Raw genomic sequence first — 23,802 nt, forward strand, 5'->3', positions numbered from 1 at the left:
ATATTGGAATTATAGCTCATAAATAGCCTATTTATGGGCTTTGGGGTCAGGTCATGAATTTCCACTTTTTTGAATAATCTTAGAAATACTAGAGCTTGAAAGATTTAAATAAAGTGAAATTTCACTTTGTTTATAACCCTTATTAAAGGCAAATAATATTCTTTTATTTCTCTCTTTTTTAGATTTTGAATCTCTAAAAATTGTATATAAACTCTCAGTCTTTTCTTTGATTACTTTTTCTTTTTTTAGAATAAATTTTTCTTTTCTAAATTCATCTATTGTTTTTAGTTCATCATCGCCAAAGGGCTTATCTAAGTACTGGGCTAATTCTTTTTTTGTAAATCTGTTAAGAATAAAAGAGTTTTTTGAACAGTCCAAAATATTATTATTAAAGATTCTATAAGAAGATGAGTATTTGTATTCTCCTATATTATATGAGAGTTCTTCAAAAACAGGAGTAGATTCTATATATCTATATATTGTATGTAAATATTTTATATTTGAAATATACCAAGATTTATATCTATCTTGCCACAATGTACCAGATCTAGAGTATTTTTTATTGTAATACATAGAATACATTGAGTTTAATTGTCTCATTGCTAGTGAGAGATTTGTTGTGAAATTTTGGATAAGTAAATGATAAGAGTCTTTTGTAATACAGTAGGAATGAATTATTAAATTATACCTACTGGACACTTCTTCTAGGATTTCCATAAACCTTTCTTTGTCTTCATGGGATTTTAGTACTTTTTTCTTATCAATAGAAATATTATTAATGTGATGGAATCCTGGGATTTCTATTCTTCTTTTTCTTGACATCTTATTTCTCCTTCTTGTATATAATTCATTATTTTTATGACAAACTATGAATTTAGACTTTTATATATATGTTTATTATGGATTTTATCTTCAAGTATACTTTAGGAATATAGCCTTCATATAGCTATGAAAAGTATGTGTTTACTAGTTAAAATTAGCATAAAAACGTTAATTACAACTAAGTTGCATTAAAGAATATTTTTAATATTATTCCACATATGCAACCCAATCGCAAAACTAAAGGATAATTATGAAAAAGATTTTATTAGCTTTATTTTCACTATCAGCAGTATTACTAGCAAAAGAAGTAACTGTTAGTATTTTACCTCAAAAATATTTTGTAGAAAAAATAGCAAAAGATAAAATAGATGTAAATGTAATGGTAAGAAAAGGGTTTTCACCTGCTACTTACGAACCAAAAACATCACAAATGAGAAAATTAGCAAAATCAGAAATATATTTTTCAATCGACGTACCATTTGAAGATGTGTGGTTAGAAAAATTTAAAAATTCAAATAAAAATATGTTAGTAGTTGATACTGATGAAGGTATTAAAAAACTAGAAATGAAAGCTCATAATCATCATGAAGAAGAAAAACATGACGAACATGATGACCATGATGGACACGATGATCATGAAAAGCATGAGGATCATGATAAACATGAAGAGCATGGAAAACATCACGATGAACATGAAGACCATGATGATCACGAAAAACATGAAGAACATGCTAAACACCATGATGATCACGACGATCATGAAGAAGAAAAACATGAAGAGCATGCAGGACATGACCATACTGGATTAGACCCTCATATTTGGCTTGACCCAGTTTTAGTAAAAGTACAAGCAAAAAATATCTATGAAGCATTAGTTAAAATTGATGGAGCTAATAAAGAGTTTTATTTAGCAAACTACAAACAATTTGTAGGTGAATTAGAAGCTTTAAACAAAGAATTAAAAACTATTTTATCTGGTTCACATGATAAAGCATTTATGGTATTTCACCCATCTTGGGGATACTTTGCAAAAAGATATGATTTAGAAGAAATTTCTATTGAAATTGAAGGTAAAGAACCAAAACCAGCACAATTAGTTGAACTAATTAATGAAGCTAAAGAGCATAATATCAAGATTGTATTTGTTGCTCCTCAGTTCTCAACAAAAGGTGCAAAAACAATCTCTAATAGTATTGATGGAAATGTTTCAATTATTGACCCATTATCAGAAGATTGGGATAAAAACCTTTTAAAAGTAGCTAAAGATATCGCGAAAAGTTACAAATGATTAGACATATAGTCTTATTCTTTTTATTAAAGAGCATCCTTTTTGGGTGCACTTTATGCTCCGTGTACTCTCCCAAGACACACTTCTCCATAAATATAAAAGCAGATAAAGAATATATAAAAACCGCCAAAATAAAATGGGAATTCGCCGAAGCTTTCACTACCGAATTATTACAAATATATGATACGAACCTTGATGCATCTTTTGATGAAGGTGAACTAAAACTTATTCAAGAAGCTCTAATTACATATATCGAACCAAAAAACTTCCTAACTTTTATTACTTACGACACTCAAATAAACGAACAATCAAATCCTATCAATGTAAAAAAATACAAATTTTCATATAAAAACAATATTCTAAGTTTTGATTATGAGTTTGATTTGAACTATAAAATAAAAGATAAACATAAATTATATGTAGAGATTTATGATGAGGGTGGTTATTTTATAATGATTGCCAATGAGAAAAAGCAATTCCTTAGAATCCCTTATAAAATCAAAAAAGAGTTAGATTATAATAGTGCTACCTTTACAATTGATGCCCCTAATCTAAAAATCACTGATAATAATGAAGAAGTTTTAGCCTCAACTGATATTAAAACTGATGAAATAGAAAATAAAGATGAAATAATAAAATCTGAATCTAAACAAAAAACTATCGAAAAAACAATAAATGAAGAGATTGTTGAAGATGATACTTCTAAAACTGTTGTAAAAAAAGAGATAAGTTTATTAGAAGAGTTTGTAAAAAAAATCAAAATCTATCTAGTAGAAATAGAGAAGGGTGAAGATAAAACAGCTCTAGCATTTTTATTATTTGCTTCATTTGCTTATGGAATCGTACATGCTATTGGACCTGGACATGGTAAAGCATTAGCCTTTTCATATTTCTCAGCACAAAAAAGCTCTTATACACAAGCCTTTTTCATCTCACTTGCTACTGCCTTTATTCATATTGTAGGAGCTTTAGTATTAGTACTAATCTCAATAGTGATTTTAAAAAGTATTTTGAATAGTTTCTTAGATGATTCTATTACTTATATTACTAGTACTAGTGCTGTGTTAATTATGCTTTTATCATTGTTTATTTTATACAGAAAACTAAAGAAAAAATCTTGTGTTTGTTCTGCTTGTAATATAAGTGAGGATAAACCAATGTTCTCAACACAAAATACAAATATGAACTTTGTACAGACTAATAAAGCTTCAAAAATACACTTTAGTAATACAAGAAAAAAAGAAGACTTATTTTTTGTACTTACTGCTGGATTAGTTCCTTGTCCGGGAACTGTAGTTCTTTTTGTATATGCTTTCATACTAAAAACATATATTTCCGTAATTCTTGCAAGTATCGCAATCAGCCTAGGAATGGGTCTTGTAATCTTTGCTTCATCATTTTTAGGAGTTACTTTAAATAAAGTATCAGCTAAACAAAATAAAATTATAAATATAGTTGAGATATTAGCACCTATTGTAATGTTTATATTAGGATTAATGCTTCTATTAAACGCAAATATTTTATAAGGAAATTTATGTTTGATATTATTTCTATTTTAAAAGATGAGCTTCCTCGTTTCAAAAAAGTTTTGGAACTAGGAAGTAAAAAAGGTGAAGATCTTAAGACTCTTGATGGATATTATGAAGTTATCGCAAGTGAAAATGAAAAAGTAAAAACTAGATATTTAAAAGATGAGTTTATAGATATTCGAGTTATTTTACTTGATGTTATTACTGTTGATACTCACAAAAAAGTTGATTGTGTTTATTCTAAAAACTCATTTGATTCATTTGATTTATCTGAAATTAACGAATCATTAAAAAATCAAAAGAAAATACTAAATGAAAATGGTTTGATTTTCCATATTTTTGATTTGGAAAAAAATGATAAAAATGAAATACTTACTTTAATAAATAGTGATTACGAAATCATAAAGTCTGATTCTAATGAAAAACAATTTTATGTATTAGCAAAACTTGTTGATTTCAATCAATAATGGCTATCATAAAACAAGTTATACTTTTCATATAAACACAAAGGATTTAAAATGAATAAATTTAATATATATGATAATCTAGAATTTGGTGAAGACAAAGTAAAAATCACACCAATGTTTAATAGTGATACTTCAAAAGAAATTAGAATAGCTTTCAAAAAAGATCAAATTATGAAAGACCATAAAACGTCTTTTCCTATTTCTGTACAAATCTGTGAAGGTGAAATAGAATTTGGTGTAGGTGAAATGGTTTATTCATTAGTAAAAGGGGATGTAGTGTCTTTAGAAGCTAATGTAGTTCATAATCTTAAAGCAAATGCTGAGAGTGTTGTAAGACTTACTCTATCTAAAGCTGATACAGTAGCACGTGTTCAGGGTGTTTTAAAACTGTAAGTTTTGTATTTATATCTAATCTAAATAAAGGCTAGAAAAATTCTAGTCTTTATTTGATTCTATCAAACTCTTTTATTATCTCTTCTATTGGTTCAGTTCCAACAGAGATTCTTAGTAAATCAATAGGAAGTCCTATCTCTTCTAAAAATCTATTTCCTTCTTCACTTATAATCAAATCCCAATGGGCTAAATACGTATAAGGCATAAGTAGTGTAAACTCAGTACCAAGGCTAGGTCCCTTAGCAAAATTAAGCCTATCATATACTTCTTTGAACTCTTTGTTGAAAGTTACTGATACGATACCTGTAAGGCTATTATCATCTCTCATTGTTTGAGCATAGTTGTCTTTATTTTCATCATTTAGACAGTAATAAATATGTTCTATATATGGACAAGTTTTGAAGTATTCTACTAATTGTTTTGTATTAGATGAAATCTTTTTTACTCTTGTCTCATAACCTTTGATTTGTAAGGCTAATCTTTGCATATCTTTTATATATACAGGATCACAGTGCTTGAAAAACTCTACACTCATATGTGAAAGATTATGTCTTTTATTTAGAATAATCGCACCCATTAAAACGTCTGCATTTCCACAGGCGAATTTTGTAAGTGACTCTACAAATATATCTGCATAATCTTCTAAGTTTAAATTAAAAGGTGTTGCAAAAGTTGTGTCTATTACTAATGGAATATTATACTCATCACATAAAGCCCTTAATCTTTTGATATCCACTGTTTTAAGTAGAGGATTTGTAGGGATTTCTGTGATAATAGCACTTACTTTATTTCCATCAATTTTAAGATAATCTTCTAATAAATCAAGATTTAAAATATCTGGAAAAATCTTCGATTGATTATAGTGATGATTTACTATATTCATAGTGTCAAGATATAACCATCCAAACTGAACTAATACTGTTCTTCCATTATGGTTTTGAATAGAGTTAAGACCTCGAACTACTGAATAAATAGCGTTCATTCCTGATGGTGCTAAACATACATTTTGTTTTGGTTGATTGTATGCGTTAGCTAAAGTATCAATGATAATATCTTTTGCTAGATCTTTCTCTTCTACTTCTTCTTCATGAATAGTATCAATCAAACCTACATCAAAAAGATATTTTTCTGCAAGTCTTGAAGATAGATTACAACCAACATGTTGAATATACATAAGTACTTTTTGTAGTTGTGAAGTGCCTTTTTGTACTAAGATAACTCCAAACTCTTCATTTACTTCTACTTTGTTGTGAATAAAGTATTTATCACTTATTAATTCAACTGCTTTTTTTGAGCTTAGAAGTACTACTTCATAATCATCACAAATAGAATATTTGTTTTTGATATAAAGCCCTAATTGTTTTAAATATGGGTGTAATATAAATCTAGGATATCCACTTTTGATTTTTTCACAAATCTCTGGTGTTTGTTCCTCATAATCAACCACATCTTGAATATGTGGCATTGATACAGAAACAGCGTGAACGTTGTTTACTGGTAATGTTTGTCCACACTCTATGTGATTAAAATAATTCTGATTCATATCTATTTTACAGCCTGCTCAATATCTTCTATTAAATCTTCTACATTTTCTAATCCAATAGAGAATCTAACAGTAGAATCAGCGATTCCAATAGCTGCTAATTCTTCTTTTGAGAATGAAGCATGAGAGATTTTCGCTGGAATTTCTACTCTTGAATCAGGAGATCCAAATGAACACTTCTCTCCAAAGATTTTAGTATTTTCAATAAACTGTTCAGCTAACTCTACACTATTGAAATCTACACAAAATAGTCCTGGAATATAATCCATTTGCTCTTTTGCTAACTCGTGTTGAGGGTGTGATTCTAAAGAGGGATGAGATACTTTTACTATGTAGTCTTGTTCTTCTAAGTACTTAGCAATGATAATAGAGTTTTTCTCATGTTCTTTCATTCGCACTTTCAGAGTTGGAATACCTAATGTGATTAAATATACATCCATTGGGTTTTGAGATCTTCCACCTGCATTTGCATAGTAGTGAATCTCATCACTTAACTCTTTTGTTTTTGCAACAATTGCACCTGCAACTACAGCTCCGTGACCTGAGATATACTTAGTAGTTGAGAATAGTGAGAAATCAGCTCCTAATTCTAATGGTCGTTGAGAAATGAAAGTAGCAAGTGAGTTATCAACTGCAAATAAAGCGTCATTGTCATGTGCTAAAGTAGCTACTTTTTTTAAGTCGATGATTTTTAGACCTGGGTTTGTAGGACTCTCACATAATACTAAATCAATTGGGTTGTTTTTTAGGATTTCTTCCATGGCATCAAACTCTAAGAAGTTGGCAAAGTGTACTGTTACATTGTATTTTTCTTTGAATACTTTCAGTAATCTAAACGTACCACCATAACAATCAGCTTCAACTAAGATATGAGAATTTGCTTTTAGAACTGTTTCGAATAAAAGTGCAACAGATGCAATACCAGTATGTGTACATACACATCCAGCTCCACCTTCTACTTCTGTGAATAGATTCTCTAACATCTCTCTAGTTGGATTGTCACTTCTTGTGTAATCATAGATTTTATCACCATCTTGTTTTTTTAAATCAAATGTTCCTGTATTGTAAATAGGAAAATGTGACGCTCCCGTTTTCTCAGCAAAGGGTGCAAATTTTGCAATATGGCTTAGTGATGTTTCAACATGTTTTTTCATAAGAATCCTAATAGTTTATATAATTTAACGTGATTATATCTAAGTTTTTCTGAGAGTAAAAATCAGTGGGGAATGTGGAAAAAGATAGTATTAGTTTTTCTAATAGCCGATAATAATACTAGGGTTTAATACTTTTACTTAAAGCGCCTATAGTATTCTTAAGTAAGATAAATATTGGTCATAGTGATATTAGAATCACTATGAGGTATATTAGATCTACTGAGGAAAATTTGAATAATTATTTAACAGGTAATCATTCTATACTACTATTTAATATCTATTTTTGATATTAGATCAAATTCTATTTCATATAAATTCACTTTTGAAAGCCCTACTCCTGCGGATGAAGAATATCGTTCGGTAAAGGGGTAAGTAAAATTTAAACTAATATCTTTCTCTTCGTACTTTTCTTTTTCGAATATAAAAAATAATATCATTCCTAATGTTTGTGCTTTAGTAGCTAATGGAATTAATGAAATATTTTCAATTTTTGTACTAGATTTATTATTTAAGTATTTAGTTACGCTATTTGATATATTTCTTGCTGTACTATATGGATTATTAGCAGAAGCATAAATAAACTCATCTTCTTTTAAGTCTTCGTTTAAATCCATTGATTGTTTTAAATTAACAATATTTTCTTGATACATATCAGGTTGTAATGAAGGAAATCCAATTAGTACTTTTTTGTTCTTAGGTTTTTTGTCACCAATAACTTTATCCACTAACTTATGATCATATCCTACGTTAATTATTGTTAAATCATTTTTTCTTTGTTGACCAGAGTAATCGGTAAAGTTTCGTATAGTTCTAACATCTAATATGTTTTTTGAAAAAGGAGTATTTCCTTTTTTTTCATATTTTTTTGGTTCTGAGTAAATAATACTTATTTTATCCATATTTTCAAATTCGTGTAAATACTCAATCAAGAAAATCATATATGGTTTTATAAATCCTGTTACATCTATACAAACTTTTTTATTTTTTAAATCTTGAATATTAAATTGTTCAAACATATTTTTTATACAGTTTATTTCTATTAGAGAATTATACTCTTCTTTAAAAAAATATGTATTTACTAATTCTGAAGTTTCTTCTGTAGTGAATTTATACTCAGGTAAAACTAGCCAAAATTTTTCTTCAGATTTTATTTTATTAAAAACATTTAAAACCATCTCTTCGTTATTAAAAGCAGAAATAAATATATCAAAATCTGTATTTGATAATTCATTAATATTATCTTCATAAAATTCAAAACTTTTCATCAATTCATAAATACTAATCATTGATAAACTCATAAATTGTTTTTTGTTCTTTATTTACTTCTTTTAAAAATGTTTTTTCATGAGTGATTTTTCTTATAATTAAATCCCATTTTTTTTCTTCACTACTAAATAAAGCATCAATAGTATCCTTGTCAAGAGGAATAGAATTACCAACTTTAATAGGTAAATCCCATTTTGGAGATAACATAGGATTTATTTTAACTTGATTTAGAATTGTTTTTCCATCTTTAGATTTTCTTCCATCTAATTTAATAAGTAAAGAATGGTTTATTGCATCATTTATATTTTTATCTAAGGCTGCACCAATTTTTACAGGATTATATGCAAATGATATTAATGTTTCTTCCGATATTTTGTCATAATTTCTATAAAGTCTAAAAAAATTACATAACCTGTGAATTGCATTAGTTATTTTATTGTTTGCATCAATTATTGCATTTTCCCAAAACCAATTTGATGATTCCCTAATTGATAAGTTTTGGATTTCCTTAGAAATTAATCCACTCGCAAGCATATCCTTACCATAAAATAGACAGTTATTATAAATTGATTTCTGAATTTGTAAAAATGCTCTTGGGTTGTCTTTAGTTATATTTATAATAGTTTTAAATCCTGAATAATTGATTTTTTTGTTATATGTCAATAAAATTTGATATATTAAATCTTCTTTAAAGTGTCTTACTTGACCCATGTATTCTTTTGACTTAGTTAAACATTCTTTTTTTATTAAACTACTTACTTCTAAATAATTATTATTTTTAAACTTTCTGTAAAATTCTAATATATTTATTTTTTCATACACAGCATTATCTTTAACACTTAAATTTTCTACAATTTGATTTATTAGTTCTCTTTCTATTCCAAAGCTTGATAATTCTTTGATTAATTTTTTAAAATATTTTCGTTCTTCACTTTTTTCATTATATATGAATTTAATATTCTGAATAGGTTCATCATTTTCAAAAAGACTATCTAACGTTTCTTTAGAGTAGTGTGCGTTAATTCTTTTATTAAAAAGCTCTATACAAAACTTTTCATTAATATCTTTATTTCTTTTATCGGCTTTAACCAAATTATAACCAATAAATTTCTTTTCAACTTCTGCTCCATGTAATAATTTTTCATTTGCATCAAAAGTGGCTTCTGTTTTTAGTGAATATAGCCTACCTGATACTTTTATTGAAATTTCATCTACATACCTTGGATGTCTAATAATTGTATTTATATACTTCTGTTGTTCTTCATTAAGATTTTCAAATTCATCAATAAAGTAAACAACTTTTAATTCATTAAGAGATTCAATTTTAGTTAAGATTTCATGAGTGATATCGTAAAAAATATTATTTCTACTATCAAATAATAATAGATCTTCATCTAGATTTTTTGCCATTCCCATGTTTATTTTAGAAATTGCTTTATCAAAAGATTTATGTTTTTTTCTAAATAATAGATATAAATCTTCACAACTATTTATACTATGTTCATCAAGATATAAATATTGTTCAATTATTTCAATAAATTCAATTTTAGATTCATCAACATTACTATCATGAATTATTTCTTTTATCGTGTATAAAAATTCTTCTATCATAATTAGATTTAAATAATAAAAAAAATATTCATTCCATAGTACTTGTTCTTCTTTTTTTATTCTATTAAATCTACTTAGAGAATAGTCATTTAATGATATATAGACACTAAAGAATTTATCTTGTTTTATTGTATTAATAATGTTACAGTCATTATTAGCTCTAATTTTTTGAGAATCATATGAGAAGTATCTTATCAAGTGTGTTTTTCCACTTCCTTTTGCCCCTAAAATATACATTGGCTTAGGTGAAACTAATAGATCCTTATAATAATCTCTTACTTCTGCCCAATAACTAACAATATGACTTTCATCTAAATGTTCTGCTTTTGTTATTTCAAATGGATTTTTCATTATCTATATACCTTTTCATATCTTTTGAATATTGGTGTCCATTCATCTGATTCTGCCCAAATAATCGGAATAGTATTATTAGGAATATTATAAAAAAAACCTAACAATAATTGAGAATCTTTAAATCCACAACTTTTAAGGTATTTTTTTAAACTATCCTTGTCTTTTAGGCCATATTCTTTATAATCAAAATCAAATTTATCATAGTAGAATGTTTCAGAATTTTCTTTTAATAAAGTGATTTCTTCTTTATTATCAATATACTTTGACTTTTCATTACAAACTTTAAATGTATTATCTAGTTTAAAAATAAATTTTAATTCAAAACTAATTATTTCTAGTGATTTAATGGTTTTCATAATTTCATCTATTGCTTCAGTCGTTGCAAATAAAACATAATATGAAAATTTTATTTTATCTTTCTTTAAATCGTTTACATTTTCTTTTATAAATTTTATAGCTTGACTTCCTGATGCTGTTAAATCATCAATTATTATTACTCTTTCTATGTCTTCATGAATTGTTTTGATTTCAGATAAACTACAGAATAAATCTTTTCTTAAACTATTTTCTTGTCTAAAAAAATATAATAATAACGAGCTACTTTCCGAGGGGTTACCTAATAGAACAAATCTAGTTTTTTTTAATTCATGATTAAAAAAGTTTGTATATTCTTCTAAATTAAAGGAATTTGTTTCTTTTCTATATTCTTGTATAATTGGTGTTTTATATAAGTCTTCATACATCGTATTTAAACATGTGCGAATTTCTTTAACATTAAAGTACATAAATTGGCTAAGAAGTTTAAGCACTAATTCTTTTTCTGTCTCTGTCTCAAAATTATTTAGCCATTTTTCAATACTTAATTTATTAATATCTTCTTTCCATATACTTTCTGCGAGTACATCTATTTTTAATGCTTTGATTTTACCTATCAAATCATCCATTTTATTCCTTAACTATAATTTTTAAAACTAAATAGTATATCAATTAACTACTAACTAATAAATAAATTATTATTTAATGTTGTATGAAAAATTTAATATCTACTTATTTATTTACAGTATTAAATTACTTCATTTAATATATTTTATTGTTTGTTAATAAATATTTAAAGTTTAGGGAGTGTTTTAAGAAGTATACTTCGTATTTCTATCAGTTTTAAATAAAAAGAGAAGTATACTTCTCTTTTTAATCTATTTTTTCTTTGGAGCTAAAACCCAAAGTTCTACTTTTTCGTTCTTTCTATTATCTTCTCTTTTTGTTCTTCTAGAAGATGCTCTTACTTCTCTTGTAAGATGTAAGTCTTTTCTAAATCTACCATTGTTTCTAAGCTCTTCAATGATTGGATTTGTACTATCTTCACCTACAACTTGTGCAAGGTTTGAGAATATTAGTACTATTTTTCCATCAGGTTTTAGATGTTGTGCAGCTTGCTCGAAGAATCTTGGGAATAACTCTTCTTCATAATACATAGCTTTGTCAATACCTTCTTCAAGTTTATGCTTAGCTTTTATCCATGGAGGATTAAATACAATTAGGTCAGCATTAACATCACAGTTCTCAAATAAATCTCCATGATTTAATGTAATCTTATCTTCGTATCCTAATCTTTTTGTTTCTTCATTTACACCAATAACAGCATTTTTATTTGAATCTGTTGCATAAATATTATCAAAACCATTTTGGATTAATTGGAATGATAAAATTCCACTACCAACACCGATTTCAATAACATTATCTTTAGGTCCATCATATTTTTTTAGGTATCTATCGAATAATTTTAAGTGATCAAATCTAGTAGGGAAGTATGTTCCAAAATAAGGCTTAAGAGTAATATCTAAAGTCTTAACTTCAAGACCTTTTTCATACCATTGCCATGAGCTGTTCATTCCTTGAACATCTGGGAAAGATACATAAAACTCTGAAACATCTGGGTATAACAGTTCTAACCAACCAACTTTTGGTGCTTTTTTAACTGCTAATTTATTGTCTTTTACTTTGATTAATAATCTATGAGATGCTTTTCTAAAAGCATTTCTGTATTCTCTTTGTCCTCTAAAACTTTTGTCAGTATATTTAAACGAAAGTCTCTTTTTTAATTCACCTAGAATTAAAAGTCCATTACTATAAAACTCTTCAGCAATTACGTATCTTCCTGCAATCATATCTTTTACAGTTGCTTTTATATCCATCTTTCGATAGAAGCTAATAGCATCAACGTCAGTAGTGATAATTTCTGGTCTATCTACTTTGATAGAATCTAAATTTGTATTCATTTGGGTATTCCTCTAATCATATTCTGAATTCTAATGTATAAGGGCTTATTTTAAGATTGTAAATATGTGATTATAGAAAGAATATTGTAATTCTTTTCTATGGCTTAAATAGTTATAATCAAAGAAAAAAGATTCCCCATGATTTCAAGAAGAAAATTTATTTATACATCATCACTATTATCTCTAGGATTATCTATGAATATAAATGCAAAAACTACTAAGAGTGAGAATACTTTTGAATTTTATATGCCTGAAGAATCCCTAAAACACAAACAAACATGGATGTCATTTGTAGCAAATGATTATATTTGGTCAAAACGACAAATATCTGAGGTAAAAAGAAATCTAAGTCTAATTGCAAAAACTATTGCTAAGTACGAACCCGTATCAGTATTAGTAAGCCCATATGATAAAAACAAAGTTATCAAGCTTCTCGATGGTTTAGACTCTCATAATTATCCTATTACTTTAGTAGAGAAAGAAATAGATGATTTATGGCTTCGAGATACAGGACCTACATTTGTATACAATAATAAAAATGAGAAATTAGGAGTTGATTTCAATTTTAATGGTTGGGGAGAAGATCAAGAACATGAGCTTGACTCAACTGTAGCTTCTTTTATTACAAAAACTGCAAATACAAAAACAATCAAAACAGACCTCGTTTTAGAAGGAGGGTGTTTTGAAATAAATGGTAAAGGTTTAGCCATTATGAGTGAATCTTGTATCTTAAATGACAATAGAAATCCAAACAAAAGTAAAAAAGAAGTAGAAGAAGAACTGAAATATCTTTTAGGATTAGAAAAAATCATTTGGCTAAAAGGCATCAAAGGCAAAGATATTACAGATGGTCATACCGATTTTTATGCAAGATTTATAAGTAGTGATGAGATTATCGTAGCTTATGAACCCTATGAGGAATCATATGAACATGAACTTACAAAAGAAAATATTTCTATTTTAGCAAAAGCTACAAACCTAAAAGGTGAAAAGTTTAAAATCACATTATTAGAAAATCCTCAAGAAGTAAATGAGAAGTATGGAATAGAAGATTTTGCAGCGGGATATATTGGATATTATTTATGTAATGATGCTGTGATTATGCAAAGTTTTGGAGATGATTATGCTGATAAAAAAGCAAAAGATACTCTACAAAAAGCGTATCCAAATAGAATTATTGAACAAATAAGAATAGATGGAATTGCTTCTGGTGGAGGTAGCATTCATTGTGCTACACAACAAGAACCTATTGATTTACTATAATTGTATTATCACTCTTAATGTTGAATTTGATTTTATATTTGACTAGTGCATTAACGATATTATCATACTCTTCGAGTAGTTTAATCGTATTTGTATTAAAATAGTTTCTTATTTGAAAAGAATTTTTGTTGAAGTTGTACTTGTATATAGTACAGTCAATTTCTGATAGAATTTCATTATTTAGCGCCATCGTAAACTCCTATATAATATATAGATTCATTGTAATTAAAAAATAGATATAAATCAAGTGACTAAGGTCAAGAAAATGGAAGAAATACACATTCAATGCCCATACTGTTTACAAGCGGTAACAGTTTTATTAGATACAGGTGTATATGAATATACAACATTAATAGATGATTGTGAAGTTTGTTGTCGTCCAATCGAAATATCATATACCACTGAAGATGGTGTGATATCGAGCTATTCATACAATAGTATTGAAGGCAATGAGAACTAAATACAAATTTGACTATAATTGCGAAAAATAAATAAAAGATATAAAATATGATAAAAAGAGAATTCTTTCAAAAACACAAAAGTTTAGATTTTAAGTTCTATCAAAATGTAGATGATTTTGTGGTTGAAGAAGTGCCTATTAAATTCACAGGCAAAGGTAATTTTATAATTGCCAAAATTAAAAAAGAAAGATTAGGTACTTGGGACTTAATGGAAGCTCTAAGCAAAGGGCTTAAAATATATGAAAATGAGTTAGGATATGCAGGTCTTAAAGATAAAAATGCAACAACAACTCAATATATTTCAATTCCAAGAAAGTATGCAAAAGATCTAAAAAACTTTAGACATCCAAGAATCAAAATATTAGAAACAACTCTACATAAAGAGAAGTTAAATATTGGAGATTTAATTGGTAATAAATTTGAGATTAACTTACATGAAGTAAAACAAGAAGATGTAGGTAAAATCGAAAAATATATAAACCAAGTTGCTAAAAAAGGAATGCTTAACTATTTTGGATACCAAAGATTTGGACATGATGGAGCAGAAAACTTAGAAAAAGCAAAAAAATATATCTACGGTGATTTAACAATAAAAGATAGAAAATTATCAAAAATGTTAGTTGCTGCTTATCAAAGTGATTTCTTTAATAAATGGTTAGTTGAAAGACTAAACATGAGTGATGAGTCATTTGAAGCTTTAGATGGAGATGTATTTAGAGTTTATGAAACAGATAGATTTTTCACTCCTAAAAACTTAACAGAAGCTATGGAAAAAGATTTTAAAGCTAAAAAAATTGTTCCAAGTGGATTATTACCTGGTAGAAAAGCATTTAGAGCTATTGGAAAAGCTAAAGAGATTGAAGAAAAGTATGATGATACATATATTCAAGAAAAAGGTTATAGAAGAGATGCTCTTGTATATCCAACTAATATTAATATCAAATACAATAAAGAAACACAAAAATGTAAAGTAAGATTTACACTACCAAAAGGTTCATACGCAACTGTTTTAATAGAAAACATTGCAAATAGAAACCTAAAAGCTTAAATAAAAGAGATTATCTCTTTTATTTAAAATACTTATTCACACTATTTGTTAATTGCTCAACAGTTTTGATTCCTCGCTCTTTTGCAAGAACTTCACCATTTTTAATATAAACTAACATTGGCACTGCGAAGGCTTTATACTTTTGAGTAAGAGCAGGTTCTTTCTCAATATCCACTTTATAGATTTCTACATTGTCTGGTTTGCTTGTATTATATTTTGTCATGTTCCGCTCTAGAACCTTACAAGACCCTCACCATACTGCGTAAAAATCAATGATTACATTTTTGTTTGCTATTTTTTGGTCGAAATTATCTGCAGTTAATTCTTCAAATGCAAATAATGAACTAAACCCAAGAAATAAAAACAGAACTAGTTTTTTCATCTTTGATCCTTTTTTTGTATAATATAAAAACTTTGTTTAGTTTTTGTAAATACAAAAAAAACTATTGAAAATATTTGTTAAAACTATCTTCAATTTGTTCTGTTGTTTTTATTGCATCTTCTCTAGCTATCTCTTTTCCGTCTTTAAAATAAATAAATAATGGGATAGTAATTGCATCATATTTTTTAGTCAAATAAACTTCTTCACCTATATCAACTTTGTATATTGATAAATTAAGATCTTTATCTATTTTTGATTTGGATAAGTTATTAGATGTTTCTTTACAGATATCACACCAAGTGGCATAAAATTTTACTACTGTATTTCCTTTTTTTATTTTTTCATCAAAATTGTTTTCATTTAGATGTTCAAATGCAAATATATTACTTATAAGAAGTAGAGAAATAAAAATAGTTTTAAACATAATTATCCTTTGTAACATTCATTATAACTTTTATATGTGTAGTTTGTGTTGGGTAAAGAGGATAATTTTTATCTTCTTTTATAAACTTTTTTGCTATTGTGAAATTATAAAATTAAACAATTATCAAAAGAGAAAAATTATGAAATTAAAAGAATTAGAATTAAATGTAGATTATTTTGAATTTAATGAAAAACTATATCAAAAACTAGATGCAACACCACTATCAAAACCTAAATTAATATCTTTCAATAAACAAGCCTGTGATTTAATCAATCTTGATTATGAAGAGTGTGAAAGTGAAGAGTTTATTGACTTCATCAATGGAAGTAATGTTTTAAAAGGCTCAGTTCCATATTCAATGGTGTATGCAGGACATCAGTTTGGTTACTTTGTACCACAATTAGGCGATGGAAGAGCTATTAACCTAGGAGCTGTAAATGGTTGGCATTTACAAACAAAAGGTTCAGGTATTACAAATTATTCAAGAAGAGGGGATGGAAGAGCAGTTCTTAGATCTTCTATTCGAGAGTATATAATGGGTGAAGCAATGCACGCTTTAGGAGTTCCAACTACAAGAGCTTTAGCTATTATTGATTCAGATACTTTTGCCCATAGAGAGTGGGAACAAGAATCATGTTCAATAGTTATGAGAATGTCTCCTTCTTGGATAAGAATTGGAACATTTGAGTTTTTTGCAAATACGGATAATTCAAAAGAGAATCTTTCACAACTAGCAGATTATGTAATCAAAAATACATATCCACACCTAGAAAATGAAAATAATAAATATGAAAAGATGTTTTACGCTCTTGTAGATAACAGTGCAGAACTATTAGCAAAATGGCAAACATATGGATTTATGCATGGGGTTATGAATACAGATAACTTCTCAATGGCAGGTCTTACTATTGATTATGGCCCCTTTGCATTTATGGATTATTTTGATAAAAACTGTATTTGTAATCATACAGATAGTGAAGGGCGATACTCTTATAATAATCAACCTTATGTAGCTAGATGGAACTTAATGGTTTTAGCACAAGCTTTAAGTGAAATAGCAAATTTAGAAAAAATGCAAGATTATCTTCATGCCTTTTTACCACAACATGAAAATGTATATTTGCAAATGATGAATAAAAGAATAGGGCTTAATCCAAAGAATAGTGGTAATAATAATCTTGATTTAATTGTTGAATTATTAGGTGCTCTACAAAGTGCTCAAATGGATTACAACGTATTCTTCCATAGATTAACAAACTTAGAATCTTTTGATGATATTTCAAGTATTACAGATATTGCTGTATTTAGACAAAGTATTGAAGACTGGTTTGAGTCTTATAAAAAAGTATGTGAAAAAGATGGAAGTACTTTTGAAGATAGAAGAGTAATTATGAAAAAAATAAATCCAAAATATATAATCAAAAATTACATGTTACAAGATGCTATTGAATTAGCACATGAGGGAGATTATACTTTGGTAAATGATTTATTGAATATTGCGCAAAATCCTTTTGATGAACATGAAGCTTTTGAAAAATACGCACAACCTACACCAATGGAGTATGCTAACACACAACTTTCTTGTTCTTCTTAATAAGAGAAGCCTAAGGCTTACTCTTATTTATAAGGTAATGTAAATTCTATATTTACATCAGAAAATGATTTGTTCTGATGGAATCCTGCACATTTTTTAGCAAAAGCCATAAATGAATTTTTCATACCATAATCTAAAATCTCAATAGTTCCCTTTGCAACAATAGAACCATTTACCATTTCATATTTCATGGGTACTTGTTTTGTTACTTCATTCATAGTTACATCTAAAGTCAACATATTCTTTGCAGTATCAACATTAGAGATTGAACCCATAATTGTTTTTGATGTAGCAAGAGAGAATAGAGTACTTGTAATGTTTTTATCTCTAAAAGGATTTTTTGAATCAAAAGATGCACTAGCAATTTGTACTTTTGCACTTTTTAAGAAAGCTGATAAATCGTCTGATTTAGTAATATTTAAAGCTATATCTTTAAATGTTCCAGAAACTGGAGCTTTTTTTTCTGTTTTAAATCCAGTCCATTTTACACCTAAGTTTCCATTTAATTCATAGGCACTTGCACTTGAAAGTAATCCAATAGTAAGTAAAGAAGAGATAACAATTTTTTTCATTTAAAATCCTTTATTATTTGATAAATTTATTTATATTATTAAATAAAAGTGTGTTTTTCAATAATTATTATCATAATAGTAAAATATATTTTACCATGAGTAAATATGAAACTAAAATAGAGTAAGTAACTCTATTATTAGAAAATTATAAATTTATTATAAATCCCACTTTTTCCACACTATTTTTTCTTATTATTTTTTTAATTCCTGATTTTGACTGACCGTCGGTCAAGATTTAAAATAAGTTTAAGTTTTAATAAACTATACTTCTAGAATATACTTGACCGACGGTCAGTCAAAATAAATATTGTATCCAATATATAAAAAGAAAGGAGTGCTATGAGTCCTAGAAAAGTCAACAAAGAAGAAAAGAGAAGAGAAGTTGCTCTTGCTTGTTCTGATTTAATACATGATGTAGGAATGAAGAAGTTAACAGTAGCGGAAGTTGCCAGAACTGCGGGCATTGGTAAGGGTACTGTATATGAATATTTCGATAATAAAGAAGACATTATTTTTGAAATAATTAATATTCATATCGAAGAACATCATAATGCTTTTACTCAAGAAGTGAAAAAGTTACCGACTGTTAGAGAAAAAATAGAACTATTTTTTGATTTTGTTCTGAACGATTGTGATGAAAACATGAAACACTTTAATGGTTATAAAGAGTTTTTATCAATTGTTTTAGCAGAAGAGAATTTAACAATGCAAGAGTTTAACTGTGATAAAAATGAATTCTTTAGAGGTGAATTAGTAAAAATATTTGCTGAAGGAATTGGAAAAGGTGAGTTAAAAGAAGAATCATTAGATTTAGCCGATGGTATTTTAACTTATCAAAAAGGATTAGCTCTTAGAAAAATGAGTCAAAGTAATTTTGATGTTCGAGCTGATTTTGAAAAATTCATTGACACTATTTTTAAGTTAATAGAGGTTAAAAATGATTCCATCTAAATTTAAAAATGTAGTATTTGCTTTTTGCATGTCTTTATTCATGAGTTTTGTGATGAGTATGATAATTACATTTATTAATTTAGGAATAGTTGATGGATTTGTTATGAAATGGATGGAAGCTTTTGTAAAAGCCTTTGCTTTTGCCTTCCCAATAATATTAATAGTTGCACCACTTGTGCATAAAATTACAAATAAAATAGTTAAATAAGGAATATAATATGATAAAAAAGATTGTAGCAACAGCATTATTAAGTTTGAGTGCATTTGCTATGGGTGGACCTTCACTAGTTGAAACTACTAAAATAGTAAAAGGTGAAGTTAATCCTTTACAAGAGTTTGTTGGAACTTTAAATTTTGATAAAAAATCAGTATTAGCAGCACAAAACTCAGGTGTTGTAAAGTCAATTAATTTTGAACTTGGTGATAAAGTATCAAAAGGTAAAGTATTAGTTCAAATTGATGCAGACTTATTAAATGCACAAATTAAAGCCTCTAAAGCAAATCTTTCAATTGCAAAAGACGAATCTGTAAATTCATCAAAAGATTATAATAGATATAAAAAATTATTAGCTTCAAAAGCAATTACTCAAAAAGAGTATGATGATGCACTTTTAAAATCAAATTCATCTTCTAGCAATGTTCAAGCTTTAAAAGCGAACTTAAAAGAGTTAGAAATTCAAAGTGATAAAAAAAGAATTAAGGCACCATTTTCAGGTGTAATTGTAGAGAAAAATATCAACTTAGGTGAATGGGCAAATGCAGGTTCTGCTATTGCAAAAATTGTAGATACTTCAAAAGCTGAATTCATTTTTAATGTACCATTAAATGTAGCAAATGGATTAAAAAAAGGTGATATGTATGATATTCAAGTTTCAAACCAAATAATTAAATCAAAATTAACAGCAATTATTCCAAATGGAGATAAATTAACTAGAACTTTCCCAGTTAAATTTAATGCAGATATTAAAAGCAATTTTGTATTTGATGGTCAACAAGCAAAAGTATCTTTATCTAAAGATGCAAAAAAAGAAGCATTAATTTTACCAAGAGATGCAGTAATTAAAAGATTTGGTCAAAATGTAGTATTTGCTGTAAATGACAAAATGTTAGCTCAAATGATTCCTGTACAAATTATTGGATATGTATCTAATAAAATTGCTATTTCAGGACAAGGTTTAGTTGAAGGTATGGAGATTGTATTAAAAGGAAACGAAAGAGTTTTCCCTAATTCTCCAGTAAAAGTATTAAATAAATAATAGGAATATAGAATGGATTTAATTAAATTTTCGATTAAAAACCCAGTTACTATTATTGTATCGGTTTTAATCGTAGTTATATTTGGTATTTTATCTTTAAATAAATTACCATATCAATTAACGCCCTCAGTTACTAAACCTGAGATTAAAGTAACAACTGCATGGGGAGGAGCCACTCCTTATGAAATTGAAAGAGAAATTATTGAAGAGCAAGAAGATGCTTTAAAAAGTTTAAATAACTTAATAGAGTACGAATCTTCTGCAAAAGATAATTATGGTGAAGTTACTCTTACATTTAAATTAGGAACTGATTTAAGAGCAGCTTTACAAGATGTATCTAATAAATTAAACGAGGTTAGCTCTTACCCTGATGATGTTGAAGAACCAATAATTGAAACTGCAACAGCAAGCCCAGTTATTTGGATGATGCTTCAAACTGAAGATAGTAATCCTAGACATATTGATGAGTATAAAACATTCTTTGATGATGAAATAAAACCTGCTATTAAAAGAGTAGATGGTGTTGCTGGAACTATGACTGCTGGTGGTAGAGATCAAGAGATGCAAGTTGAATTTGATTCAAATAAATTAGCATCTTATGGGTTAACAATTCCCAAAGTAATCTCAACACTTCAAAGTGAAAATGTTGATGTAGCAGCTGGTATTCAAAATCTTGATAGAAGATCTTATAGAATTAGAACTGTTCATAAATTCTCAACTATAGAAGATATTGAAAATGTAATTTTAATATCAAATAGAGAACAAAGAGTTACAGTTGGTGATGTTGCAAAAGTAAACTTCGGATATGAAACAGCACAAACTGTTGCAATGTACTTAGGTAAAGATGGTATGTTCTTAGGAGTTCAACCAAACTCTGATGCAAATATTGTAAAACTTACTAATGATGTTGAAAAAGTTGTAAATGAACTTAACGCAGGTATGTTAAAAAAAGAACAACTTAAAATGCAATGGATTTATGATGAAAGACCATATATTGTAGGTTCTGTTGATTTAGTTCAACAAAACATTATGATTGGTGGTATTTTAGCCGTATTCATTCTAATTACATTCTTAAGAAGTATTTCTCCAACTGCTGTTGTTGCAGTTGCAATTCCAATTTCTGTAATTGGTACATTTATTATTCTTTCTGTTATGGGAAGATCTTTAAATACAATTTCACTTGCAGGTATTTCATTTGCAGTTGGTATGCTAGTAGATGCAGCTATTGTTGTATTAGAAAATATTGATAGACATAGAAAAAATGGTGATAGTGTTGCTGAAGCTGCATATAAAGGTGCTAGTGAAGTATGGGGTGCATTAATTGCTTCTGCATCTACTACTGTTGCTGTATTCTTACCAATCATTTTCTTACAAGATGAAGCAGGTCAGTTATTTAAAGATATTGCGATTGCAGTTACTGCTGCGGTTACATTCTCTTTATTTGTTTCAATTTCTGTAATTCCAATGCTTTGGAAAAAATTTGCAGGAGTTTCAAAATCTGAACCAAAAGATGCAGGAGTTATTGCAAACTTTGGACATAAAATAGTTGACTTTATTATGTCAATTGTAAAAGCATCTTTAAAGAATTTATTTACAAAATTAGCAACGATATTCTTATTATCGGCATTTTCAGTTGGTGCGATTTATACATTGTTCCCAAAACTTGATTATTTACCACAAGGTAATAAGAACTTAATTTTTAATATTTTAATTGCTCCTCCGGGATTATCATATCAAGAAAGATATGATATGGGTACATACTTAATGAAAAAAGTTGAGCCACATATTAATAAAGATGTTGATGGTATTCCTGGTTTAAATAGAGCCTTTTATGTATCATTTGGAGATTTTAATATCTTTGGTGGAACATCTATGCATGAAGATAGAGCTAAAGAAACTATTCCAATGTTTAGACCAATTGTAAATTCATTACCATCAGTATTTGGTGTATCAATTCAATCTGGTGTATTCGAAGATGGTATTGGTGAAGGTAATACAGTTAATATTGATATCTCTGGTGAAAAAATTGAAGATATCGCAAATGTTGGGGGTCAACTATTTGGTGCAACAATGGGTGCATTAAAAGGTTCTCAGGTAAGACCTGTTCCTTCTGTTGAGTTACTTTACCCAGAAGTTAGAATTAAACCTAACCAAGATGCTCTTAAAGCTTTAGGTATGTCATCAGAAGATTTAGGTATTGCTGTTGATGTATTAATGAGTGGTAGACAAGTTGGTGACTTTGAACAAGATGGTAAAAAGAAAATTGATTTAGTTTTAAAAGCAAATGAAGATTTAATTAAAACACCTGAAGATATTATGTCTGCTCAGATTGTTTTACCTAATGCCTCACTTGTTCCTGTATCATCTATTGCAACATATGGAATTACTACAGGTATTTCTGAGATTAGACACTTAGATGGAAAAAGAACAATTACACTTCAAGTTACACCACCACAAGGTACAACTATTGAAGAAGCAATGAAAACAATTGGTGGAATGTTAGCTGGTATGAAAGCTAAAGGTATGATTCCTCCTACAGTTGAAATTGGTATGTCTGGTACGGCTGATAAATTAACTGAAACAATTGGTTTATTAACAAGTAACTTCTTATTAGCATTAGTAATTGTATATCTATTAATGTCAGCATTATTTGGTAACTTCTTATATCCAATTGTTATTATGTTTACAGTGCCTTTAGCAACTGCTGGTGGATTTATTGGTCTTGCTTTAACTAATGCCTTTGTAGCACCTCAGACATTGGATATTTTAACCATGTTAGGATTTATTATTCTTGTTGGTATTGTTGTAAATAATGCCATTTTAATTGTACACCAGAGTTTAAATTATATTAAAAATGAAGCAATGGAGCACAAAGAAGCAGTTATTGAAGCTACTAAAACAAGAATTAGACCAATTTATATGAGTTCATTAACTTCTATTTTTGGGATGTTACCATTAGTATTAATTCCAGGACCAGGATCTGAGTTCTATAGAGGATTAGGTTCTGTTATTACAGGAGGACTTGCGTTCTCTACAATCTTTACGATTTTTGTTACACCAGCATTACTAATGTTCTTTATTAAATTAGAGCAAAAAGTAGGTAAGAAACCTAATACACCTGTTGATGTAAGTAAAGCATAAAAGGAAA

The 23,802-nt window shown here is 27.8% G+C and carries 22 protein-coding genes and 1 pseudogene; 12 read left to right on the plus strand and 11 right to left on the minus strand.

The features are described from left to right. Window positions 1-51: 51 nt before the first annotated feature. Window positions 52-822, minus strand: coding sequence for a transposase (locus tag ALEK_RS04375; protein WP_071627392.1), 771 nt, complete (start codon window positions 820-822; stop codon window positions 52-54). Window positions 823-1,072: 250 nt separating this feature from the next. Between ALEK_RS04375 and ALEK_RS04380 the strand changes: the two genes are divergently transcribed. The 4 genes from ALEK_RS04380 (at window position 1,073) to ALEK_RS04395 (ending at window position 4,499) form a co-directional block, all read left to right on the plus strand. After that, window positions 1,073-2,110, plus strand: a complete 1,038-nt coding sequence (locus ALEK_RS04380) for a metal ABC transporter solute-binding protein, Zn/Mn family (protein ID WP_071627391.1) — start codon at window positions 1,073-1,075, stop codon at window positions 2,108-2,110. A 62-nt stretch (window positions 2,111-2,172) separates the two neighbouring features. Continuing rightward, window positions 2,173-3,636 carry a HoxN/HupN/NixA family nickel/cobalt transporter gene (locus ALEK_RS04385; RefSeq protein WP_173424114.1) on the plus strand — a complete coding sequence of 488 codons (1,464 nt, stop codon included), beginning with the start codon at window positions 2,173-2,175 and terminating at the stop codon, window positions 3,634-3,636. Between the two features lie 8 nt (window positions 3,637-3,644). Next, window positions 3,645-4,106, plus strand: a complete 462-nt coding sequence (locus ALEK_RS04390) for a hypothetical protein (protein ID WP_071627389.1) — start codon at window positions 3,645-3,647, stop codon at window positions 4,104-4,106. A 51-nt stretch (window positions 4,107-4,157) separates the two neighbouring features. Beyond that, the gene (locus ALEK_RS04395) at window positions 4,158-4,499 is read left to right on the plus strand and encodes a cupin domain-containing protein (RefSeq protein WP_071627388.1); all 342 of its coding nucleotides are present in this window, start codon (window positions 4,158-4,160) and stop codon (window positions 4,497-4,499) included. A 49-nt stretch (window positions 4,500-4,548) separates the two neighbouring features. On the opposite strand, the gene ALEK_RS04400 is transcribed toward ALEK_RS04395, so the two are convergent. From ALEK_RS04400 to ALEK_RS04425, 6 genes are all read right to left on the minus strand, one after another. Next, window positions 4,549-6,042, minus strand: a complete 1,494-nt coding sequence (locus ALEK_RS04400; RefSeq protein ID WP_071627387.1) for a PLP-dependent transferase — start codon at window positions 6,040-6,042, stop codon at window positions 4,549-4,551. Window positions 6,043-6,044: 2 nt separating this feature from the next. Then, window positions 6,045-7,196, minus strand: coding sequence for a trans-sulfuration enzyme family protein (locus ALEK_RS04405; RefSeq protein WP_071627386.1), 1,152 nt, complete (start codon window positions 7,194-7,196; stop codon window positions 6,045-6,047). 266 nt (window positions 7,197-7,462) lie between these two features. Then, window positions 7,463-8,494 carry a hypothetical protein gene (locus ALEK_RS04410; protein WP_071627385.1) on the minus strand — a complete coding sequence of 344 codons (1,032 nt, stop codon included), beginning with the start codon at window positions 8,492-8,494 and terminating at the stop codon, window positions 7,463-7,465. Next, on the minus strand, window positions 8,475-10,424 hold the full coding sequence (locus ALEK_RS04415; protein ID WP_071627384.1) for an ORC-CDC6 family AAA ATPase: 1,950 nt from the start codon (window positions 10,422-10,424) through the stop codon (window positions 8,475-8,477). The genes ALEK_RS04410 and ALEK_RS04415 overlap by 20 nt, the downstream gene beginning before the upstream one ends. Then, window positions 10,424-11,371 (minus strand): phosphoribosyltransferase-like protein, encoded by a 948-nt coding sequence (locus tag ALEK_RS04420; protein WP_071627383.1) that lies wholly within the window; start codon window positions 11,369-11,371, stop codon window positions 10,424-10,426. Before ALEK_RS04420 ends, ALEK_RS04415 begins: the two co-directional genes overlap by 1 nt. Before the next feature lie 249 nt (window positions 11,372-11,620). Then, entirely contained in the window at window positions 11,621-12,703 is a 1,083-nt protein-coding gene (locus tag ALEK_RS04425; RefSeq protein WP_071627382.1) for a methyltransferase, read from the minus strand. 138 nt (window positions 12,704-12,841) lie between these two features. Here ALEK_RS04425 and ALEK_RS04430 point away from each other — a divergent pair, with 138 nt between their 5' ends. From ALEK_RS04430 to ALEK_RS04440, 3 genes are all read left to right on the plus strand, one after another. Then, window positions 12,842-13,966 carry an agmatine deiminase family protein gene (locus ALEK_RS04430; protein ID WP_071627381.1) on the plus strand — a complete coding sequence of 375 codons (1,125 nt, stop codon included), beginning with the start codon at window positions 12,842-12,844 and terminating at the stop codon, window positions 13,964-13,966. A gap of 265 nt (window positions 13,967-14,231) precedes the next feature. After that, window positions 14,232-14,426: a zinc ribbon domain-containing protein gene (locus ALEK_RS04435; protein WP_071627379.1), complete on the plus strand. Its 195-nt coding sequence runs from the start codon at window positions 14,232-14,234 to the stop codon at window positions 14,424-14,426. Window positions 14,427-14,473: 47 nt separating this feature from the next. Continuing rightward, window positions 14,474-15,475 (plus strand): tRNA pseudouridine(13) synthase TruD, encoded by a 1,002-nt coding sequence (locus tag ALEK_RS04440; protein WP_071627378.1) that lies wholly within the window; start codon window positions 14,474-14,476, stop codon window positions 15,473-15,475. 19 nt (window positions 15,476-15,494) lie between these two features. Here the strand turns inward: ALEK_RS04440 and ALEK_RS04445 are convergent. The 3 genes and pseudogenes from ALEK_RS04445 to ALEK_RS04450 form a co-directional block, all read right to left on the minus strand. Beyond that, window positions 15,495-15,713, minus strand: a pseudogene (locus ALEK_RS04445) (thioredoxin family protein); the annotation flags it as partial. A gap of 12 nt (window positions 15,714-15,725) precedes the next feature. Further along, window positions 15,726-15,857, minus strand: a complete 132-nt coding sequence (locus tag ALEK_RS17630; RefSeq protein WP_265734124.1) for a thioredoxin domain-containing protein — start codon at window positions 15,855-15,857, stop codon at window positions 15,726-15,728. Window positions 15,858-15,918: 61 nt separating this feature from the next. After that, complete coding sequence (locus ALEK_RS04450) at window positions 15,919-16,281, minus strand: thioredoxin family protein (RefSeq protein ID WP_071627376.1); 363 nt, start codon at window positions 16,279-16,281, stop codon at window positions 15,919-15,921. Window positions 16,282-16,420: 139 nt separating this feature from the next. On the opposite strand from ALEK_RS04450, the gene ALEK_RS04455 reads away from it, so the two are divergent. After that, window positions 16,421-17,875, plus strand: coding sequence for a protein adenylyltransferase SelO (locus ALEK_RS04455; RefSeq protein ID WP_071627375.1), 1,455 nt, complete (start codon window positions 16,421-16,423; stop codon window positions 17,873-17,875). A gap of 23 nt (window positions 17,876-17,898) precedes the next feature. Here ALEK_RS04455 and ALEK_RS04460 read toward each other — a convergent pair whose 3' ends face one another. Further along, a complete protein-coding gene (locus ALEK_RS04460) occupies window positions 17,899-18,447 on the minus strand; it encodes a YceI family protein (protein ID WP_071627374.1) in 549 nt (182 codons plus the stop codon). A gap of 339 nt (window positions 18,448-18,786) precedes the next feature. On the opposite strand from ALEK_RS04460, the gene ALEK_RS04465 reads away from it, so the two are divergent. Genes ALEK_RS04465 through ALEK_RS04480 form a run of 4 tightly spaced genes read left to right on the plus strand, consistent with a single transcriptional unit; the run spans window position 18,787 to window position 23,795 of the window. Continuing rightward, window positions 18,787-19,398 (plus strand): TetR/AcrR family transcriptional regulator, encoded by a 612-nt coding sequence (locus tag ALEK_RS04465; protein WP_071627373.1) that lies wholly within the window; start codon window positions 18,787-18,789, stop codon window positions 19,396-19,398. After that, window positions 19,385-19,606, plus strand: a complete 222-nt coding sequence (locus ALEK_RS04470; protein WP_071627372.1) for a DUF2798 domain-containing protein — start codon at window positions 19,385-19,387, stop codon at window positions 19,604-19,606. The genes ALEK_RS04465 and ALEK_RS04470 overlap by 14 nt, the downstream gene beginning before the upstream one ends. A gap of 10 nt (window positions 19,607-19,616) precedes the next feature. Then, on the plus strand, window positions 19,617-20,654 hold the full coding sequence (locus ALEK_RS04475) for an efflux RND transporter periplasmic adaptor subunit (RefSeq protein WP_071627371.1): 1,038 nt from the start codon (window positions 19,617-19,619) through the stop codon (window positions 20,652-20,654). A 12-nt stretch (window positions 20,655-20,666) separates the two neighbouring features. Continuing rightward, window positions 20,667-23,795, plus strand: coding sequence for an efflux RND transporter permease subunit (locus ALEK_RS04480; RefSeq protein ID WP_071627370.1), 3,129 nt, complete (start codon window positions 20,667-20,669; stop codon window positions 23,793-23,795). The last annotated feature ends 7 nt before the right edge of the window (window positions 23,796-23,802 follow it).

Source organism: Poseidonibacter lekithochrous (genome assembly GCF_013283835.1).
Classification (GTDB): domain Bacteria; phylum Campylobacterota; class Campylobacteria; order Campylobacterales; family Arcobacteraceae; genus Poseidonibacter; species Poseidonibacter lekithochrous.

Excerpts from the sequence above, each read along its gene's own strand:
- ALEK_RS04375 (WP_071627392.1), bottom strand. The coding sequence starts at position 822 with ATGTCAAGAAAAAGAAGAATAGAAATCCCAGGATTCCATCACATTAAT.
- ALEK_RS04380 (WP_071627391.1), top strand. The coding sequence starts at position 1,073 with ATGAAAAAGATTTTATTAGCTTTATTTTCACTATCAGCAGTATTACTA.
- ALEK_RS04390 (WP_071627389.1), top strand. The coding sequence starts at position 3,645 with ATGTTTGATATTATTTCTATTTTAAAAGATGAGCTTCCTCGTTTCAAA.
- ALEK_RS04395 (WP_071627388.1), top strand. The coding sequence starts at position 4,158 with ATGAATAAATTTAATATATATGATAATCTAGAATTTGGTGAAGACAAA.
- ALEK_RS04400 (WP_071627387.1), bottom strand. The coding sequence starts at position 6,042 with ATGAATCAGAATTATTTTAATCACATAGAGTGTGGACAAACATTACCA.
- ALEK_RS04405 (WP_071627386.1), bottom strand. The coding sequence starts at position 7,196 with ATGAAAAAACATGTTGAAACATCACTAAGCCATATTGCAAAATTTGCA.
- ALEK_RS04410 (WP_071627385.1), bottom strand. The coding sequence starts at position 8,494 with ATGAGTTTATCAATGATTAGTATTTATGAATTGATGAAAAGTTTTGAA.
- ALEK_RS04415 (WP_071627384.1), bottom strand. The coding sequence starts at position 10,424 with ATGAAAAATCCATTTGAAATAACAAAAGCAGAACATTTAGATGAAAGT.
- ALEK_RS04420 (WP_071627383.1), bottom strand. The coding sequence starts at position 11,371 with ATGGATGATTTGATAGGTAAAATCAAAGCATTAAAAATAGATGTACTC.
- ALEK_RS04425 (WP_071627382.1), bottom strand. The coding sequence starts at position 12,703 with ATGAATACAAATTTAGATTCTATCAAAGTAGATAGACCAGAAATTATC.
- ALEK_RS04430 (WP_071627381.1), top strand. The coding sequence starts at position 12,842 with ATGATTTCAAGAAGAAAATTTATTTATACATCATCACTATTATCTCTA.
- ALEK_RS04435 (WP_071627379.1), top strand. The coding sequence starts at position 14,232 with ATGGAAGAAATACACATTCAATGCCCATACTGTTTACAAGCGGTAACA.
- ALEK_RS04440 (WP_071627378.1), top strand. The coding sequence starts at position 14,474 with ATGATAAAAAGAGAATTCTTTCAAAAACACAAAAGTTTAGATTTTAAG.
- ALEK_RS17630 (WP_265734124.1), bottom strand. The coding sequence starts at position 15,857 with ATGAAAAAACTAGTTCTGTTTTTATTTCTTGGGTTTAGTTCATTATTT.
- ALEK_RS04450 (WP_071627376.1), bottom strand. The coding sequence starts at position 16,281 with ATGTTTAAAACTATTTTTATTTCTCTACTTCTTATAAGTAATATATTT.
- ALEK_RS04455 (WP_071627375.1), top strand. The coding sequence starts at position 16,421 with ATGAAATTAAAAGAATTAGAATTAAATGTAGATTATTTTGAATTTAAT.
- ALEK_RS04460 (WP_071627374.1), bottom strand. The coding sequence starts at position 18,447 with ATGAAAAAAATTGTTATCTCTTCTTTACTTACTATTGGATTACTTTCA.
- ALEK_RS04465 (WP_071627373.1), top strand. The coding sequence starts at position 18,787 with ATGAGTCCTAGAAAAGTCAACAAAGAAGAAAAGAGAAGAGAAGTTGCT.
- ALEK_RS04470 (WP_071627372.1), top strand. The coding sequence starts at position 19,385 with ATGATTCCATCTAAATTTAAAAATGTAGTATTTGCTTTTTGCATGTCT.
- ALEK_RS04475 (WP_071627371.1), top strand. The coding sequence starts at position 19,617 with ATGATAAAAAAGATTGTAGCAACAGCATTATTAAGTTTGAGTGCATTT.
- ALEK_RS04480 (WP_071627370.1), top strand. The coding sequence starts at position 20,667 with ATGGATTTAATTAAATTTTCGATTAAAAACCCAGTTACTATTATTGTA.